This is a genomic window from Ruegeria meonggei (assembly GCF_042768335.1).
In the GTDB taxonomy this organism is placed as follows: Bacteria; Pseudomonadota; Alphaproteobacteria; order Rhodobacterales; family Rhodobacteraceae; genus Ruegeria; species Ruegeria meonggei.
In genome coordinates, this window is the sequence record NZ_JAXHBT010000001.1 from 3,259,823 (window position 1) to 3,275,435 (window position 15,613).

Consider the following 15,613-nt stretch of genomic DNA (forward strand, 5'->3'; position numbering starts at 1 on the left):
TGTCACGCGCGACACCCTGCACCTTGGGTGTCAGCCGGACCAGGCTCCCTTCTTTCCCGAGAGCACTATGATCCCGACAACATACCCAAGCCCTGATCCACACCACCGCTACGCTGATATGGTTGTCCATGCCATCGGGTTGATTCTGATCCTGATTGCAGGCGGTGTGTTACTCTACAAGTCGTACCTCACCCTTGAGGGCGGGATGTTCTATGCGGTTCTGGTTTATGTGTGCTGCGCGCTGACCTCAAATCTGGCCTCCTGCTTTTACCACTTTTCCCCCTGGCATGAGCGTCGCACCTTGCTGCGCCGCATTGACCACGCGGCGATCTATCCCAGCATCTGCGGCACGTTCACGCCGTTCTTCATGTTTGCGGGGACCACGTGGACCATGATCCTGCTGTGGGTCTGCTGGGGCCTGACCGCCGTAGCCGTCTGGAACAAAATCGCAAACCCCACGGTCAAGTCGCGCTGGTCGACGGCATCCTATCTTGGGCTGGGGGCACTAGGGCTAAGTGCCATACCTGATCTTACCAACGTGCCCGTCAACGTCCTGTGGTTCATCCTGGCCGGCGCCGCAAGCTATGTAGCGGGCACTGTCTTTTATGCCCGAAAAGGAATGCCGTTCAGATATGCCATTTGGCACAGTTTTGTGAATTTCGGCGGGATTTTCATGTTTGCAGGCATCTGGATCGCCCTGTTCGGAACGGGCTAGAACAAGAGAGGGTTCGCAACCCTTCCCAATACACCGAAGCTTACCCCTGATCGGGGATCACAGCAGTCCTTCGACCGTTAGCAACTCGATCATGTTTGCCTCCGGGCGCGGGCCGATGTGGCTGATGACTTCGCGGGCGCAGACATTGCCGATCCGGGCGCAGGTCTCATAGTCCCGACCGGTGGCCATGCCATAAAGGAACCCGGCGGCAAACTGATCGCCTGCGCCGGTGGCGTCCACCGGCACCACTTTTTCCACCGGCACGTCGGTGCGCTGGCCATCGTGCAGAACCGTCACCCCGTCGCCCGAGCGGGTACACACAACCAGAGGACAAATCTCAGCCGTTTTGGCCAGAGCGGCCTCAAGATCGTCGGTTTCGAACAGGGATTTGATCTCGGCCTCGTTGCCGATCACGAAATCCAGCTCATTCTCGATCAGCAAAAGGAAATCTGTCCGGTGACGTTCGACACAGAACGGGTCGGAAATGGCGATGCCGGTCTTGCCGCCACCCTTGTGGCAATCGCGCGCGGCCTCAAGAAAGGCGGCTTTGCCCTTTTCCTTGTCGAACAGATAGCCCTCAAGAAACATGATCTGGCTGCTGCCGGCCACGTCGCTGGCCACGTCCTTAGATGACAGTTCCGATGAAATCCCCAGATAGGTATTCATCGACCGTTCACCATCGGGCGAGACAAAGATCATCGAGCGTGAGGTCGGCAGCTCTCCGCCCGGTACCGGCGGGTTGACGAAATCAACGCCGTCCTCATTCATCGCATCGGCATAGAACCGACCCAACGCATCGTCATGCACGCGTCCGATAAAGGCCAACTCCAGCCCCAGCGCACCCGCCCCGGCAATGGTGTTGGCAACCGAGCCGCCCGGTGTTTGCACCCGGCCTTCCATGGCACCATACAGAACCTCACCTCGATCTTTTTCGATCAACTGCATAATGCCTTTTTCGATGCCCATCAGTTCCAGGAAACTGTCATCGGCTTGCGAGATCACATCAACAACGGCATTTCCGATGCCGACAAGCTGGTAAGTTTTCATAGATTCTTGTCCTCGAATTGGCACAGATCGCGGATGATGCAGGTTCCGCACATCGGTTTGCGCGCTTTACAGTGATATCGACCGTGCAGGATCAGCCAATGATGGGCGTGCAGCTGAAAATCGGTTGGAATGTTGTCTTCGATGGCGCGTTCGACCGCGTCCACATGTTTGCCGGAGCAAATTCCGGTGCGATTGCCAACACGAAAGATATGGGTGTCCACCGCCTGCGCGGGGTAGTGCCACCACATGTTCAGCACCACATTGGCCGTCTTGCGCCCGACGCCCGGCAGCGATTGCAGCGCGGCACGGGAATTGGGCGCTTCGCCATCATACTCTTCGACCAGAATGCGGCTGAGTTTGATGACGTTTTTGGCTTTTTGCCGGAAAAGGCCGATGGTCTTGATATGTTCGATCAGACCTTCTTCGCCCAGATCCAACATCTTTTGTGGCGTGTCGACGATCTGAAACAATGCGCGGGTGGCTTTATTGACGCCCACATCTGTGGCTTGCGCTGACAGCGCCACGGCTACCACCAAAGTGTAGACGTTGACGTGATCCAGCTCGCCCTTGGGCTCCGGATCGGCGGCCTGAAAACGCGTAAAGATCTCGCGGATCGTATGGTAATCGAGTTGCTTTGCCATCCGCGCCTTAATGCCGCCCGAGGGGCCGTGACACAAGCCCAAAGCCATTGCGCAAGTTCCGGGTCGCGGGGGCGTGACCGGCGCGCTATGGTTTTGGTCAGACAATGAGGTGCAACATGAACGTCCAGACTCCCGAAAGCGGATATCATTATAACGTCATGCGCCGCGCGATCGCGTTGATTGATCAAAGCGGTGAAGGCCTGAGCCTTGACGATCTGGCCCGTCAGATGGATATGAGCCCGGCCCATTTCCAGCGCCTGTTTTCGCGCTGGACCGGGGTGTCGCCAAAACGGTATCAGCAATACCTGACATTGGGCCATGCCAAGGCCCTGCTGCATGATCGGTTCACGACGCTTGAGACTGCGCATAATGTGGGTCTGTCCGGCAGCGGCCGTCTGCACGACCTGTTTCTAAAGTGGGAATCCATGAGCCCCGGTGAATACGCCCGCAAAGGCGCCGGCCTGACCATCTATTGGGGCTGGTTCGAAAGCCCCTTTGGCCCGACACTGGTGATGGGCACGGACCGCGGGATATGCGGAATGGCCTTCGGCGCGGAAACCGGCGAGGAAGAAGCGATGGAGGATATGCTGTCGCGTTGGCCACAGGCTGCGTTTGTCGAAGATCCAATGCGCCTGCGGCCCTGGGCGCTCAGTGCTTTTGGGGCCGTCAGTGACCGGCTGAAACCAACGCCGATCTACTTGATAGGCTCACCCTTGCAGATCAAAGTGTGGGAGGCACTGATGCATATCCCTTCGGGTCAGGTCACCACCTATTCCGAGATTGCGCAGCGGGTTGGATCACCCCAGGCCGTGCGGGCCGTGGGAACGGCCGTGGGGCGCAATCCTGTCAGCTGGTTGATTCCGTGCCACCGGGCGTTGCGGAAATCCGGGGGTCTTGGTGGTTACCATTGGGGTCTGCCGGTCAAACGCGCGATGCTGGCCTATGAGGCAGCGCAAGCGGACGCCTGATTGACAGGCCGCGCATTGGGTGCCAAAAGCGCCCTCAGGTTCGGGTTACCTGCCGTTCGCGGCCTTCAGGCTTTGGTGAAACCCGGTTTCTGAACATCTGTTGCCCTTTCCAGGCGCGCGGATGGCAATGCGAACACCGTCCTGATTTCGCGCCCGTTCAAGGAAACGAGGCAAGGCATGACACATCTCGAAAATATTGCTCCGATCGAGGAGCTGAAGGCGCAGGCAAAACGATTGCGCGAAAAACTGCGGGCGGCAGACGTGTCGCTGTCCCATAGCGAGGCGCTGGAACTGGTGGCCCATCAGCACGGAGCCAAAGACTGGAACACGCTGCGCGCGCTGGCGGGCAACCGGATGCTCCTGCGTGTGGGTGACCGCGTCGAGGGGCGCTATCTGGGCCAACCCTTTAGCGCCGAGATCCGCGGCCTGACCATGTTAGGTGACGGTGCGCATCGCCGTGTCACCCTGCAATTCGACGACCCCGTCGACGTAGTTCAGTTCGACAGCTTTTCAGCCTTTCGGCAGCGTGTCACGGGTGAGATTGGTTGGGATGGTCGATCCACGCGGCACACCTCGGATGGGCAGCCGCAATTGGTGGTGCGGCCCGCATAAGAAAAGGGCGAGGCGCAATTCCGCGCTTCGCCCTTCACCATTTCGTCCGGAGGAAATGCTACTCAGCAGCCCAGCCGCCGACGGCTTTGACTTCCAAAAAGTCCTCCAGGCCCCAAACGCCGCCTTCGCGCCCGTTGCCGGACTGTTTCATACCGCCAAAGGGCGAGCCGGCGCTGCGGGATTGGCCGTTCATTTCAACCATGCCCGACCGCAACACGCGCGCCATACGGTTGGCGCGATCACCATCCTGCGTTTGCACATAGTTCGTTAGGCCATAGGGCGTGTCGTTGGCGATTTCGACCGCCTCTTCTTCGGTATCAAACGGGATCATGGTCAAAACCGGGCCAAAGATTTCCTCGCGCGCGACGGTCATCTGGTTGTTGGCATCAGCAAAAACCGTAGGCCGCACGTAATAGCCTTTGTTCAGACCGTCCGGCCGCCCAGTGCCTCCGGCAACCAGCCGCGCACCTTCGTCGATACCCTTCTGGATCAGGTCCTGAATCTTGGTCCACTGCAATTCGTTTACAACTGGACCGATATGGCGACCTTCTTCCATGGCCGAACCAACTGAGACCTTGTTGGCGACCTCTGCGGCGGTTTCGACGGCTTGGTCATAAATCGGGCGCTGTACCAGCATCCGGCTAGGCGCGTTACAGCTTTGGCCGGTGTTGTTCATCATATGAAGAACGCCACGTTTGACGGCCTTTTCGTCAGCATCGGCAAAGACCACATTGGCACCTTTTCCGCCCAGCTCCAGATGGACCTTCTTCAGCGTATCCGCCGCGGCCTTGGAAATCGCCGTGCCGGCGCGGGTCGAGCCGGTGAAGCTGACCATATCCACGTCAGGATGCGCCGACAGTTGCGAGCCCACGCCCACACCGTCGCCATTCACCAGATTGAACACACCGGGTGGGAATCCGGCCTCATCCATCATCTCGGCAAAGATCATCGCGTTCAGAGGGCTTTGTTCGGACGGTTTCAGAACCATGGTGCAGCCCGCAATCGCCGCAGCACCAACCTTGAGCGTGATCTGATTCATCGGCCAGTTCCACGGGGTGATCAGGGCGGCGACGCCGACGGCCTCATGGATGATGCGGTCATTGGGGGCGTGATCGCCCAGCGGGCGCTCGAACGGAAACGCCTTGGCCGCGCGGATGAAATTCTTCAGGTGGTAATCACCAGCGCCCGATTGCTGGCTGCGCGCCATGTCAATCGGGGCGCCCATTTCCATCGACATGGCCTGCGCCAGATCCTCGGACCGGGTCTTGTAGATGTCGACCAGCTTTTCCACCCGTGCGATGCGGTCTTCGACAGGGGTGGCCATCCAACCGGGCAGGGCAGCCTTGGCCGCGGCAACAGCGGCATCCGTATCCGCCTGAGCCCCAAGTGAGATGATCGCACAGGGGTCTTCTGTGGATGGGTTGATCACTTCGAAGTCATTGGTGGTCAAAGGGTCAACCCATTGGCCGTCAATGTAGAAACTGCGCTTTTCGATCATGGCGAATCCTCCCGACCATGGTGTCCGAAACTGGTTATCGGGGCCACTCTGTCACTCGGCCCTGGGCACGGCAAGGGGGGATATGATCAAATTCTCACCTGCCGGGCGTTCAGAAAAAATCATCATGTGAATTGCCGAGTGTTTAACTATTGCGCAAAGTGGTTAGGTTCACTGCACGCGACTCGGATTTTTAGAAGCAGAGGAGATGCACCATGGGTTTACGCATCAACGATACGGTCCCGAATTTCACCGCTGAAACAGATCATGGAACCATCCAGTTCCACGACTGGATCGGCGACAGCTGGGCGATCCTGTTTTCGCACCCCAAGGATTTTACCCCCGTCTGCACGACCGAGTTTTCGGCCGTCGCCCAGTTGAGCGACGAATGGGCAGCCCGCAACACCAAGGTGCTTGGGGTTTCCGTCGACGGTGTCGAAGATCACAAGAAATGGAAGAAAGACATCGAAGCCTATGGCAATGCCAATCCCGGTTTTCCAATCATAGCGGATGACGGGCTGGCGGTTTCCAAAGCGTTCGACATGTTGCCCGCCGAGGCGTATCTGCCTGATGGCCGCACCCCGGCGGACAGTGCCACCGTGCGTTCGGTCTTTATCATTGGACCAGATAAGCAGCTGAAACTGTCGATGACTTATCCAATGACCGTAGGCCGGAACTTTGCCGAGATCCTACGGGCGCTGGATGGGTTGCAGATGTCGTCCAAAGGGGTGGCCACGCCGGCCAACTGGGTGCCGGGTGAAGATGTGATCATTCCGCCGGCCGTGTCGAACGAAGATGCCAAGGCGAAATTCGGCGAGTTTGAGACGATCTTTCCCTATTTGCGCAAGACCAAGGCGCCGTCCTAAGGCGGGCCGGGTCGGGGGGCTGTCCGCCCCCCATCGCGCCTTTTGGCGCGATTCCCCCCGAGGATATTTTCAGCCAGATGAAGCAGGCGGGCGTTGTGGGTGCAGGTGCAGCTGTGCCCTGTAGATACCGCGTTTGATCTCGCGGGTCAGTTTGTCTGATAGCGGCGGTTTGGTCTGAATGGTCGAGCCGCCGATTTCCTTGGCCACTTCCTGGTTGCCGCTGCCCTGTAGGGCGTGGATCGGTTGGCCGGTTAGCCAGTGCATTTGCAGGAACGTGTCCACTGGGCGGTCAATCCGGTCGGTGGCGGCGAGTAGACGCTGGGCGGCGCGTTTTCCCACCATCTGACATACGCATTGCAGGCCGATCACTTTGGGCAGGATCAGGCGCAGGCCGTTTTCCTCGGCCAGCGTTTGGGCGGGCGCTTCGCGTTGTTTGACGGGGATTCGGATATAGTGATCGGGCGTCGCGATCGGAGCCAACAGATCCAGTGCTTGGGACATACGGGCGGGGTCGGTGCGCAGGTCGTCTTCGGTGATAATGGCCAGGTCGATGTTGTCATCGACCAGCTTGCGCCAGATCCGGCGGTGGCTTTCAAAGACGCCAATTTCAGCGGGGCGCAGGGCAAACGGATAATGCGGTCGGTGCAGGTTGCCCGGGTGCAGCTCGACTCCGGCGATCTGGTCCGGGTCGCGGCCATTTACGGCCTCAAACAATTCGGCATTGGGCAGGCCAGCGCAAAGCTGGTCGGCATTGGGCCTGCGGGCCGTACTTGAGGACATGTGGATGACAAAGGAACGCATGTCCCCGTGCATAGAACACGGGAACATGCGGGGGAAGAGAAACCGGAGAGAAACGCTTCCCCCATTTGGAATCAGAAACCGTAGCGCAGGCCGACATTGACGCTGAACGCGTCGATATCGTCTTCCACAGTGCCAGTGGACGTGCCGTTCGGGGCCAGGCGCTGGGAGGAGACGTCGAAGGCGCGGGCATAGCGGGTGTCCAGTGTCAGGGCCAGGTTTGGGTCGATCTCATAGGCGACACCGGCGATGATCTGCGCCGCAAACGTGGTGTCGCTGTCATCCAGCGCCACGCCCGGACCGTAGGCAAAGTCCAGATCCGAATAGGTGGCCCCTACGCCCAGCCCAACATAAGGGGTGAGTGCGCCGGTCTGTTTGAAGTCGACAAGCACGTTGGCAAACAGCGAAGTCTGTGTGATGTCGCCAGACACATTCGCCTCGCCCGCCGGACCATTACCCGAGAAATTGACGCTGTCGACGTCGCTGTCGCGATAGGACAACTCCAACTCGACCCTTGTGCCAAAGCGCTCGTTCGACCATTGCGGGATTTCGGTTCCGATTGCGACGCCCAGGCCAAAGCCTGCGTCAAAATCGGTATCCACGGATTGGGACGATCCGTTGACTGTTCCGCTAAAGTCGCTGCCCTGCAGCTGGCTGTATCCAGCAAAGCCCTGAATATACAGCCCCTCTGACAGGCTTTGTGCGGCCAATGCCGATGCGCTGACCGTCAGGGCCGCCGAGGCGAGAATAAGACGCGTAACCATACCCATGTCCTTTGTTCCGTGTTTGGTATGACGCACATGTGGGCTGTCAGGCTGCGAAGGGAAGGCGTGGGGCCTTCACTTTGAATCACGGGTATTTAGGCCTGCGTGAATGAATAAATCGAGGAGGAAGCACAGCAAAAGGACAATCAGGAAATCCTACGTCCTTTCGGTACACTCAGATCCTGTTGCAGCATGTGGGCCTCGAACGCCTTCAGCACAGGAAGGGCGGTATCGCCATACTCGGACATATCCGATGCCAGCTCAGGGAACAGTTCAAAAAGTTCACGTTTGGTGTCACCGGACATGGCACCCATGCTTGTGTCGCCGGGAAAGAACGACTCGGACCATATGCCTTCGACATTCACCAATTCATGCCTGTCAAAAAGAATGTGGATGTAGTCTGCACCCACTTCAGGGGAATCCTGCGTGATACTGCGATGGTTAACCAGCCCTTTGGCTGGAGCAAGCATCATATGGTGTGAATGCCACAGCTCTAACAGCGCGGACGCGATCACAATGCGATGCTGCGGAGAAATCAACAGGTCGCGTTTGGGACGGTCATTGGAAAAGGTCCCGGCCCGAATACGTACTGGGCACAGATGGGGGGCTCGTTTCAGCTCTGCCGCTGAAAGCCTGCGACGACCGATCCATTGAACAGGCTTGCTGCTGCCGTCGCCGGTGACCACCTCGTCACCCTGTTCAAGTGTCTCGATCTTCCGCCGCCCTGAGGGTGTCAGGATCAGCGAGCCTGCAGTGAAACAAACAAACGTTGGAAGAGTATCGTATTGAGAAGGGTTTGCGGTGACGATCGTGTTGTTGGTGTTTGCGATCGTATCGTTAACGCTGACCGTACCCTGGGTCACGACAATGTATTGAGGGTTCGAGAATTGAAGCAATGTAAACGTGACCGGCTGTCCGTTCACATCTCCACTATAGGTCTCGAAGGTCTGAAAATTTGCAGAGTTACCCAAGCCGGGGATTGAGCTGACATCAAATTGTTGGCTTCCATCCGCGTCCGGATCTTCCAGGAAGTTGTCATCGTCGGTGATTGCTACCTGATAGGCATTCAGAACGGTAACATTGGTACTGCTTAGGGGGTCGACGTTTATTTCATAGACCGTAATGAACTTCATTGCATAATGCCGCCCTTAAGAACTCATGTAGAAATTCTTCAGGAAATGGTACACGTTATAGGAGAAAGTAGCCAAGAAAATAAATTTAAAGAAGAAACTCAACCTTATCCCGCACCCATAAAAAAACCCCGGTCGAAACCGGGGTTTTCTGTTCGAAGGGATGGGGCAGATTACTCTGCGCCTTCCTCTTTCTTTTCTTTCTTCTCAGGAACGACCTCTTCGCCGGTTTCCTGATCGACAACCTTCATCGACAGGCGAACCTTGCCGCGGTCGTCAAAGCCCAACAGCTTGACCTTTACTTCCTGACCTTCTTTCAGAACATCCGACGGATGGTTCAGGCGGCGGTTTTCGATCTGGGACACGTGGACCAGACCGTCGCGCTTGCCGAAAAAATTCACGAAGGCGCCGAAATCAACGATTTTGACGACCTTACCGGTGTAAACCTGACCTTCTTCCGGCTCAGCCACGATCGAGTGGATCATGTCATAGGCCTTCTGGATCAATTCACCATCGGGTGAGGCGATCTTGATCACACCATCGTCGTTGATGTCGACCTTTGCACCCGAAACTTCAACGATCTCACGGATCACCTTACCGCCCGAGCCGATCACTTCACGGATCTTGTCGGTGGGGATGTTCATGGTTTCGATGCGCGGCGCGTGGACCGAGAATTCGTTGGTCTCGGACAGGGCTTTGCCCATCTCAGCCAGGATGTGCATCCGGCCGTCCTTGGCTTGCGCCAGGGCTTTTTCCATGATCTCGGGTGTGATGCCCGCAACCTTGATGTCCATCTGCAGCGAGGTGATGCCGTTTTCGGTACCCGCAACCTTGAAGTCCATGTCGCCCAGGTGGTCTTCGTCACCCAGAATGTCGGACAGGATGGCATAATCGCCGTCATCTTCCAGGATCAGACCCATGGCCACACCGGCAACCGCCGCTTTCAGCGGCACGCCTGCATCCATCATCGACAGCGAGCCGCCGCAGACAGACGCCATCGAGGACGATCCGTTGGATTCAGTGATCTCGGATACGATACGGATCGTATAGGGGAAATCGGTGGCCGCAGGCAGAACCGCCTGCAACGCGCGCCATGCCAACTTGCCGTGGCCGATTTCACGACGTCCAGGGCCCATGACCCGGCCAACTTCACCAACCGAGTAGGGAGGGAAGTTATAGTGCAGCAGGAAGTTCGATTTGAAGTTGCCATGCAGCGCGTCGATGAACTGTTCATCGTCACCGGTGCCCAGCGTGGTTACAGCCAGCGCCTGCGTTTCACCACGGGTGAACAGGGCCGAACCATGTGTGCGTGGCAGCATCGAGGTTTCCGCAACGATCCCGCGAATATCGGTGGTCGAACGACCGTCGATCCGCTTGCCGCCTTTGACGACGTCACCGCGCAGAATGCCAGCTTCCAGCTTTTTCATGGCTGAACCGAGGTTGCCGTCTTCCAGCTGCTCTTCGCTCAGGGCTTCTTTGATCGCGACACGGGCTGCGGCAACAGCGGCGGTGCGCTCTTGCTTGTCGGTGATGGCGAATGCGGCGCGCATCTGCTCTTCACCAGCGGTTTTGACGGCCGCGGACAGCTCGGAATAGTCAGGCGCCTGGAAATCAAACGGCTCTTTCGCGGCGACTTCGGCCAGATCAATGATCAGATCGATCACCGGCTGAATTTGCTCGTGGGCAAATTTGACCGCACCCAGCATTTCGGCTTCGGACAGTTCATAAGCCTCGGATTCAACCATCATCACGGCGTCTTTGGTGCCAGCAACAACCAGATCCAGACGCTGTTCAGGGTTCAGGCGCAGGTCCTGCATGTCATCAACGGTTGGGTTCAGGACGTAATCGCCATCCTCGAAACCAACGCGGCACCCGGCGATCGGGCCCATGAACGGCGCACCAGACAGGGTCAGCGCAGCGGATGCCGCGATCATCGCGACCATATCGGGGTCGTTGACCAGATCGTGGGACAGCACGGTGCACATCACCAGAACTTCGTTCTTGAAGCCATCAACAAACAGCGGGCGGATCGGACGGTCGATCAGACGCGCGGTCAGCGTCTCTTTTTCGGTCGGGCGCGCCTCGCGCTTGAAAAAGCCGCCTGGAACTTTACCGGCAGCATAGTATTTTTCCTGATAGTGGACGGTCAGCGGGAAAAAGTCCTGACCGGGCTTTTGGGCGCGGGCAAAGGTCACGTTCGCCATGACGCTGGTTTCGCCCAGCGTGGCAATCACACTGCCGTCGGCCTGACGGGCAACCTTGCCTGTTTCCAGTGTCAGCGTCTCTTCGCCCCACTGGATAGATTTCTTTGTTACATCAAACATATGCGTATCCTAGAAGGGAGCACTCCCGCCCCTGCGGGTCTCCCGTTTGCGTGGCGGCCCCATTGCCGCCGACCCCATTTTATCTTCCGTTGAAGTGCCGGGGTCATGGCACAACGTCTCAGATGCTGCGCGCATACATGAGAACGGGCAGAAAGAAAAGGGGAACTGAGCGGGTCGGAAAATCAGCTGTCGCCCTTATTCTTCGAGGCTGCGCAACTGCTGCCACACCAGATCAATGGCCTGGTGTTCCTGTCCGGCTTTGCGGGCAGCACAGATGTTCCATGTGATCTGTGGCCGGGTTTCGATCAGCTTTACGGATCCCGCCGCAACAAGTTCGGCAAAGGTTTCCGGCATACCGCCAACAACAAGCCTGTCATCTTCCAACAAAGAGGTCAGAAAGGCGTAATCGTCGCTTTCGACCTGTGGCAAAACCCTGACCCTTTCTGCGGCCTCTTCGGTTCCACCCAGGGCCTGCGTCACCGCCGCGCGCCAATGTTTGTGCAAGTGAGGAGAGGCAAACGGGTATGAAAACACTTCGTTCAAAGTCACACCGCCTGCCTTGTGTAATGGGTGCGAGACATGGGCGGCAAAAACCACAGCGCGCTTTTCGAACATCATCAGTTCGATGTTCTCGGCCTCGGGCGTGTGAGTCAGGTCTCCGACATAGATATCGATCTCGTTGCTTTCCAGCATTTCAATCGGGGCTTGCCGGGCGTCGACCGCAATGCGAAAGCGCAGCTCCGGTGAAATTTGCAGCGCCTTGCGCAGAGCAGGTTTGATCAGCGTGCGCGGGGTCAGTGGCCCGCATCCGATATGCACGACCTGCCTGTTGTTTTCGCGGATATGGGCAATCTGTCGGTCGCAGGCGTGCATCTCGGTCTGCAGTTTGCGGGCCACCGGCAGGAATTCTGCACCCTTACGTGTCAGGCCGCTGTTGCCGCGTTTGCGGTGAAACAGGGTAAACCCAACCTGCGCCTCGGCCATGGCCACATAACGCGACAGTGAGGCGTTCGAGACGCCCATCCGCCGGGCCGCGTCCTGGAAATTTCCGGTTTCCGCCAGAATCAGGACTGCGGAAAGGGGGTTTTCGCCCAGCATTGTGTGACCTCAAATTTCAGTTTCAAACCTTTACGTTTCACATTCTGCAAAAATGTAAACCCAAGTTGCGATCTGGCCGGGGCACCCGCTAGGACATGGTAGATAAAGATGTGGCCCATTCCGGCATTCAGGAGAGCAAAAACCTTGTTTCAGATCAAATCCTTAACTATTGGCCTCGCGGCTGCATTCAGCGCTGTGGCGACACTGTCGGCCGCAGAAACCCAGCCGCCCAATATTCTGGTCATCATGGCCGATGATGTGGGCTGGGCCAGTCTTGGCAGCTATCATCAAGGCGTAAAAAGCATCCAGACCCCGAATCTGGATCAACTGGCCGCTGAAGGCGCACGCCTTACGGATTACTACGCGCAACCCAGCTGCACCGCAGGGCGTTCGGCCTTTATCACTGGCCAGTTCCCAGTGCGCACCGGCATGCACACGGTTGGCCTGCCCGGCGATCCCGTCGGGCTCAGCGATGAGGATCCGACGCTCGCCAACATCCTGAAAACCATGGGCTATGCCACTGGCCAGTTTGGCAAGAACCACTTGGGTGATCTGAACAAGTTTCTGCCCACTGTCAAAGGGTTCGATGAATATTGGGGCTGGCTGTATCACCTGAACGCGATGGAATACACATCCGACCCGGACTGGCCTGATGATCCGGCATTTGCGGCCCAGTTTGGTCCGCGTAACATTATCCATTCCTATGCGACCGATACGGTTGACGAAACCGTTGATCCCCGTTGGGGCGTTGTTGGTAAGCAGCGTATCGTCGACGACGGCCCCGCCCCGGCAGAGCGTCAGAAAACGCTGGATGACGAGGTGACTGCCCATACGATCGACTTCATCGACCGTGCGGTCGAAAGCGACACACCGTTCTTTGTCTGGATGGCCCCGGCGCGGGCGCATGTCTGGACCCATCTGAGTCCGGAATACGAAGCCATGCTGGGCGATGGGCGCGGATTGCAGGACGTTGTGATGAAAGAGCTCGACAACAACGTCGGCAAGGTCACCGCACATCTTGAGGAACTTGGGATCACGGACAACACCATCGTCATCTTCACTTCGGACAATGGTCCCGAAACGATGACCTGGCCAGATGGCGGAACAACCCCTTTCCACGGTGAAAAGGGCACCACTTGGGAGGGCGGCTTTCGCGTTCCCGCGATCATTCGCTGGCCCGGTGAGATTGCCGAAGGTCAGGTGCTGAATGGTATTTTTGACGGTATGGACTGGATGCCTACGCTGGTTGCTGCCGCCGGGGGCTCAAAGGATCTACCGTCGGATCTGTTGCAGGGGTTTGAGGGGTATCAGGTGCATTTGGACGGGTATAATCAGCTGTCCTATCTGACAGGTGAGACCCCCAGCAACCGCAAGGAGATCGTCTATTACGAAGGAACAGATCTTCAGGCCGTGCGTTACAATGACTGGAAAGCCCATTTCACCATTCAGGAAAACGGATGGGCGGGGCCCAAAGATGAGTTGAACGCGCCCCTGTTGTTCAATCTGCGTCGCGATCCCTACGAGAAAGCGGCAGAAGAGTCCGGCATGTACACCCGCTGGATGGGCAACAAGATGTGGGCCTTTGGTCCGGCGGCCCGGCTGGTTCAGGCGCATCTGGCCAGTTTCGCCGAATTCCCGCCTCGTGGTGCGTCGGTTGGAAACGAAACTCATGTCGAAGAACAGGTCAGCAGCGAAGGCGGCATGTCCCAGTAACACCCTCAACACCTGTCCCGACACTGAAAGCGCCCATCATTGTGTGGGCGCTTTTTTGTTATTCTCTAACATAATTCACGCTGAATATGTTTTGTGAAAATATGATGATCGTAAAGGCTTTTAACACTAAGCCCGCGGTCAAATGGACGGATACGCGCCAAGGGGGGGTAGACCATTCAAACCCCTCAGCCGACCGAATACATTGGCGTTTGCACCCAACGAACAGAGGGGCAGTCGAAGGGCTCAAACGAAGAAAATGCTGGATACGGTTCCACGGGTCTATGACTTTGAGACCGAATACGAACTCGGACAGGATAACGTCCGCCCTTTCGGTCTGGACATTCATAATCCGGTCTTTTGATCTCAAGCATCCTGATCTATGCGTTCGTCCTGATCGCATTGGCCAACAAAGAGGCCGCGGCCACGCTCTTTGGCTGGCTCAGGCCCTGGCTGACCAGTACGTTTGACTGGTTTCTGGTCTTGTCCGTCGACGCGATTACCTTGTTCTGTCTGGCGTTGATCATACTGCCGGTTGGCAAGGTTCGGATCGGTGGTCCAGACGCAACCCCGACTATTCCTATGCGGACTGGATCGCGATGATGTTTGCCGCGGGTATCGGTATCGGGCTGTTGTTCTTCGGTGTTATGGAGCCAGTCTATTTCAACTTTGCCGAGGGCGGGAACGCTGTTCCGCCGGGCATCGATAAAGCGGTTCCGGGCAATGAATACGCTGGCGCCGTTGGCACCATTCACCATTGGGGCCTAGAAGGCTGGGCGGTATATGCCGCAGTTGGTCTGGCCCTGGCGATCTTCAGCTACAACCTGGGCCTGCCGCCAACCCTGCGGTCAGCGTTCTACCCTATCCTGGGAGCGCGCGTTTGGGGTTGGTGGCCATTGCATCGCTGTAGGGCGGAGGATTGGCAGCCCTGCAAGGCGCGGCGGTATCGACTGGTAGCCCGTTCACGCTGGTCGTTCTGGTGATGTGCTACTGCCTGTGGTCGGCGTTGAAATCGGAACGGTCGAAGATGTAACATCCTAAAAACCAAGCACTGAAACGCCCGCCGAAAGGCGGGCGTTTTTCGTGGCTAGGGTAGGCGACCCTATGCGCAAGCGCCTATTTTGTCCGAAGTTCCGCAGGCACCGGGCGCGGGATGTCCAGAAATATACCCTTGAAGTTATATACCACAAAGATTATATTGAGGGTCCGAAGGCAAAGTGGAGACATGTGGATTGTCGCGAGAAGTAGAGCCTGTGCCAGAGTTTCATGACGAAGTTCTGGAGAGCTTTAAAAAGCCAACATCAAAATGCGTTGCGGGTGCCGACTTCCTCATTGAAGAACTTGAAGAGCAGGACCCGGACCTGAATGAAAGATGCGGGCTGCTTGATAACCGCCACGAAGTTTATGCGCTTTCGGTGCCAGAGTGCCGGGGTAACGTTTTGATT

Annotated in this window: 14 protein-coding genes and 1 pseudogene; 7 read left to right on the forward strand and 8 right to left on the reverse strand. The window is 57.4% G+C overall.

The annotated features are described in order from the left end of the window. The first annotated feature begins 67 nt into the window (after positions 1-67). Positions 68-715 carry a PAQR family membrane homeostasis protein TrhA gene (gene trhA, locus SJY13_RS16105; RefSeq protein ID WP_377192259.1) on the forward strand — a complete coding sequence of 216 codons (648 nt, stop codon included), beginning with the start codon at positions 68-70 and terminating at the stop codon, positions 713-715. A gap of 57 nt (positions 716-772) precedes the next feature. On the opposite strand, the gene SJY13_RS16110 is transcribed toward trhA, so the two are convergent. Then, complete coding sequence (locus tag SJY13_RS16110; protein ID WP_377192261.1) at positions 773-1,762, reverse strand: adenosine kinase; 990 nt, start codon at positions 1,760-1,762, stop codon at positions 773-775. Next, positions 1,759-2,403, reverse strand: coding sequence for an endonuclease III (gene nth, locus SJY13_RS16115; protein WP_377193686.1), 645 nt, complete (start codon positions 2,401-2,403; stop codon positions 1,759-1,761). Before nth ends, SJY13_RS16110 begins: the two co-directional genes overlap by 4 nt. 116 nt (positions 2,404-2,519) lie before the next feature. Between nth and SJY13_RS16120 the strand changes: the two genes are divergently transcribed. Then, positions 2,520-3,371: a bifunctional helix-turn-helix domain-containing protein/methylated-DNA--[protein]-cysteine S-methyltransferase gene (locus SJY13_RS16120; protein WP_085822688.1), complete on the forward strand. Its 852-nt coding sequence runs from the start codon at positions 2,520-2,522 to the stop codon at positions 3,369-3,371. A 177-nt stretch (positions 3,372-3,548) separates the two neighbouring features. Beyond that, positions 3,549-3,983, forward strand: a complete 435-nt coding sequence (locus SJY13_RS16125; protein ID WP_377192263.1) for a glyoxalase superfamily protein — start codon at positions 3,549-3,551, stop codon at positions 3,981-3,983. Positions 3,984-4,041: 58 nt separating this feature from the next. Here the strand turns inward: SJY13_RS16125 and SJY13_RS16130 are convergent, their stop codons facing one another. Next, a complete protein-coding gene (locus SJY13_RS16130) occupies positions 4,042-5,481 on the reverse strand; it encodes an aldehyde dehydrogenase family protein (RefSeq protein ID WP_377192265.1) in 1,440 nt (479 codons plus the stop codon). A gap of 212 nt (positions 5,482-5,693) precedes the next feature. On the opposite strand from SJY13_RS16130, the gene SJY13_RS16135 reads away from it, so the two are divergent. Next, the gene (locus SJY13_RS16135; protein ID WP_085822691.1) at positions 5,694-6,344 is read left to right on the forward strand and encodes a peroxiredoxin; all 651 of its coding nucleotides are present in this window, start codon (positions 5,694-5,696) and stop codon (positions 6,342-6,344) included. A gap of 69 nt (positions 6,345-6,413) precedes the next feature. Here the strand turns inward: SJY13_RS16135 and SJY13_RS16140 are convergent, their stop codons facing one another. The 5 genes from SJY13_RS16140 to SJY13_RS16160 all read right to left on the reverse strand — a co-directional run bounded on the left by SJY13_RS16140 (position 6,414) and on the right by SJY13_RS16160 (position 12,458). Further along, the gene (locus SJY13_RS16140) at positions 6,414-7,172 is read right to left on the reverse strand and encodes a glycosyltransferase family 25 protein (protein ID WP_377192267.1); all 759 of its coding nucleotides are present in this window, start codon (positions 7,170-7,172) and stop codon (positions 6,414-6,416) included. A gap of 44 nt (positions 7,173-7,216) precedes the next feature. Further along, a complete protein-coding gene (locus SJY13_RS16145) occupies positions 7,217-7,906 on the reverse strand; it encodes an outer membrane protein (protein WP_377192269.1) in 690 nt (229 codons plus the stop codon). 146 nt (positions 7,907-8,052) lie between these two features. Beyond that, the gene (locus SJY13_RS16150; protein WP_377192271.1) at positions 8,053-9,039 is read right to left on the reverse strand and encodes a Hint domain-containing protein; all 987 of its coding nucleotides are present in this window, start codon (positions 9,037-9,039) and stop codon (positions 8,053-8,055) included. Positions 9,040-9,209: 170 nt separating this feature from the next. Continuing rightward, complete coding sequence (gene pnp, locus SJY13_RS16155; protein ID WP_377192273.1) at positions 9,210-11,360, reverse strand: polyribonucleotide nucleotidyltransferase; 2,151 nt, start codon at positions 11,358-11,360, stop codon at positions 9,210-9,212. 195 nt (positions 11,361-11,555) lie between these two features. Then, entirely contained in the window at positions 11,556-12,458 is a 903-nt protein-coding gene (locus SJY13_RS16160; protein WP_377192275.1) for a LysR family transcriptional regulator, read from the reverse strand. Between the two features lie 144 nt (positions 12,459-12,602). Between SJY13_RS16160 and SJY13_RS16165 the strand changes: the two genes are divergently transcribed. From SJY13_RS16165 to SJY13_RS16175, 3 genes and pseudogenes are all read left to right on the forward strand, one after another. Beyond that, complete coding sequence (locus SJY13_RS16165; protein WP_200818564.1) at positions 12,603-14,171, forward strand: arylsulfatase; 1,569 nt, start codon at positions 12,603-12,605, stop codon at positions 14,169-14,171. 256 nt (positions 14,172-14,427) lie between these two features. After that, a pseudogene (locus SJY13_RS16170) lies at positions 14,428-15,061 on the forward strand (BCCT family transporter); the annotation flags it as partial. A 26-nt stretch (positions 15,062-15,087) separates the two neighbouring features. Continuing rightward, positions 15,088-15,201 carry a hypothetical protein gene (locus SJY13_RS16175; protein ID WP_377192277.1) on the forward strand — a complete coding sequence of 38 codons (114 nt, stop codon included), beginning with the start codon at positions 15,088-15,090 and terminating at the stop codon, positions 15,199-15,201. Positions 15,202-15,613: the final 412 nt, after the last annotated feature.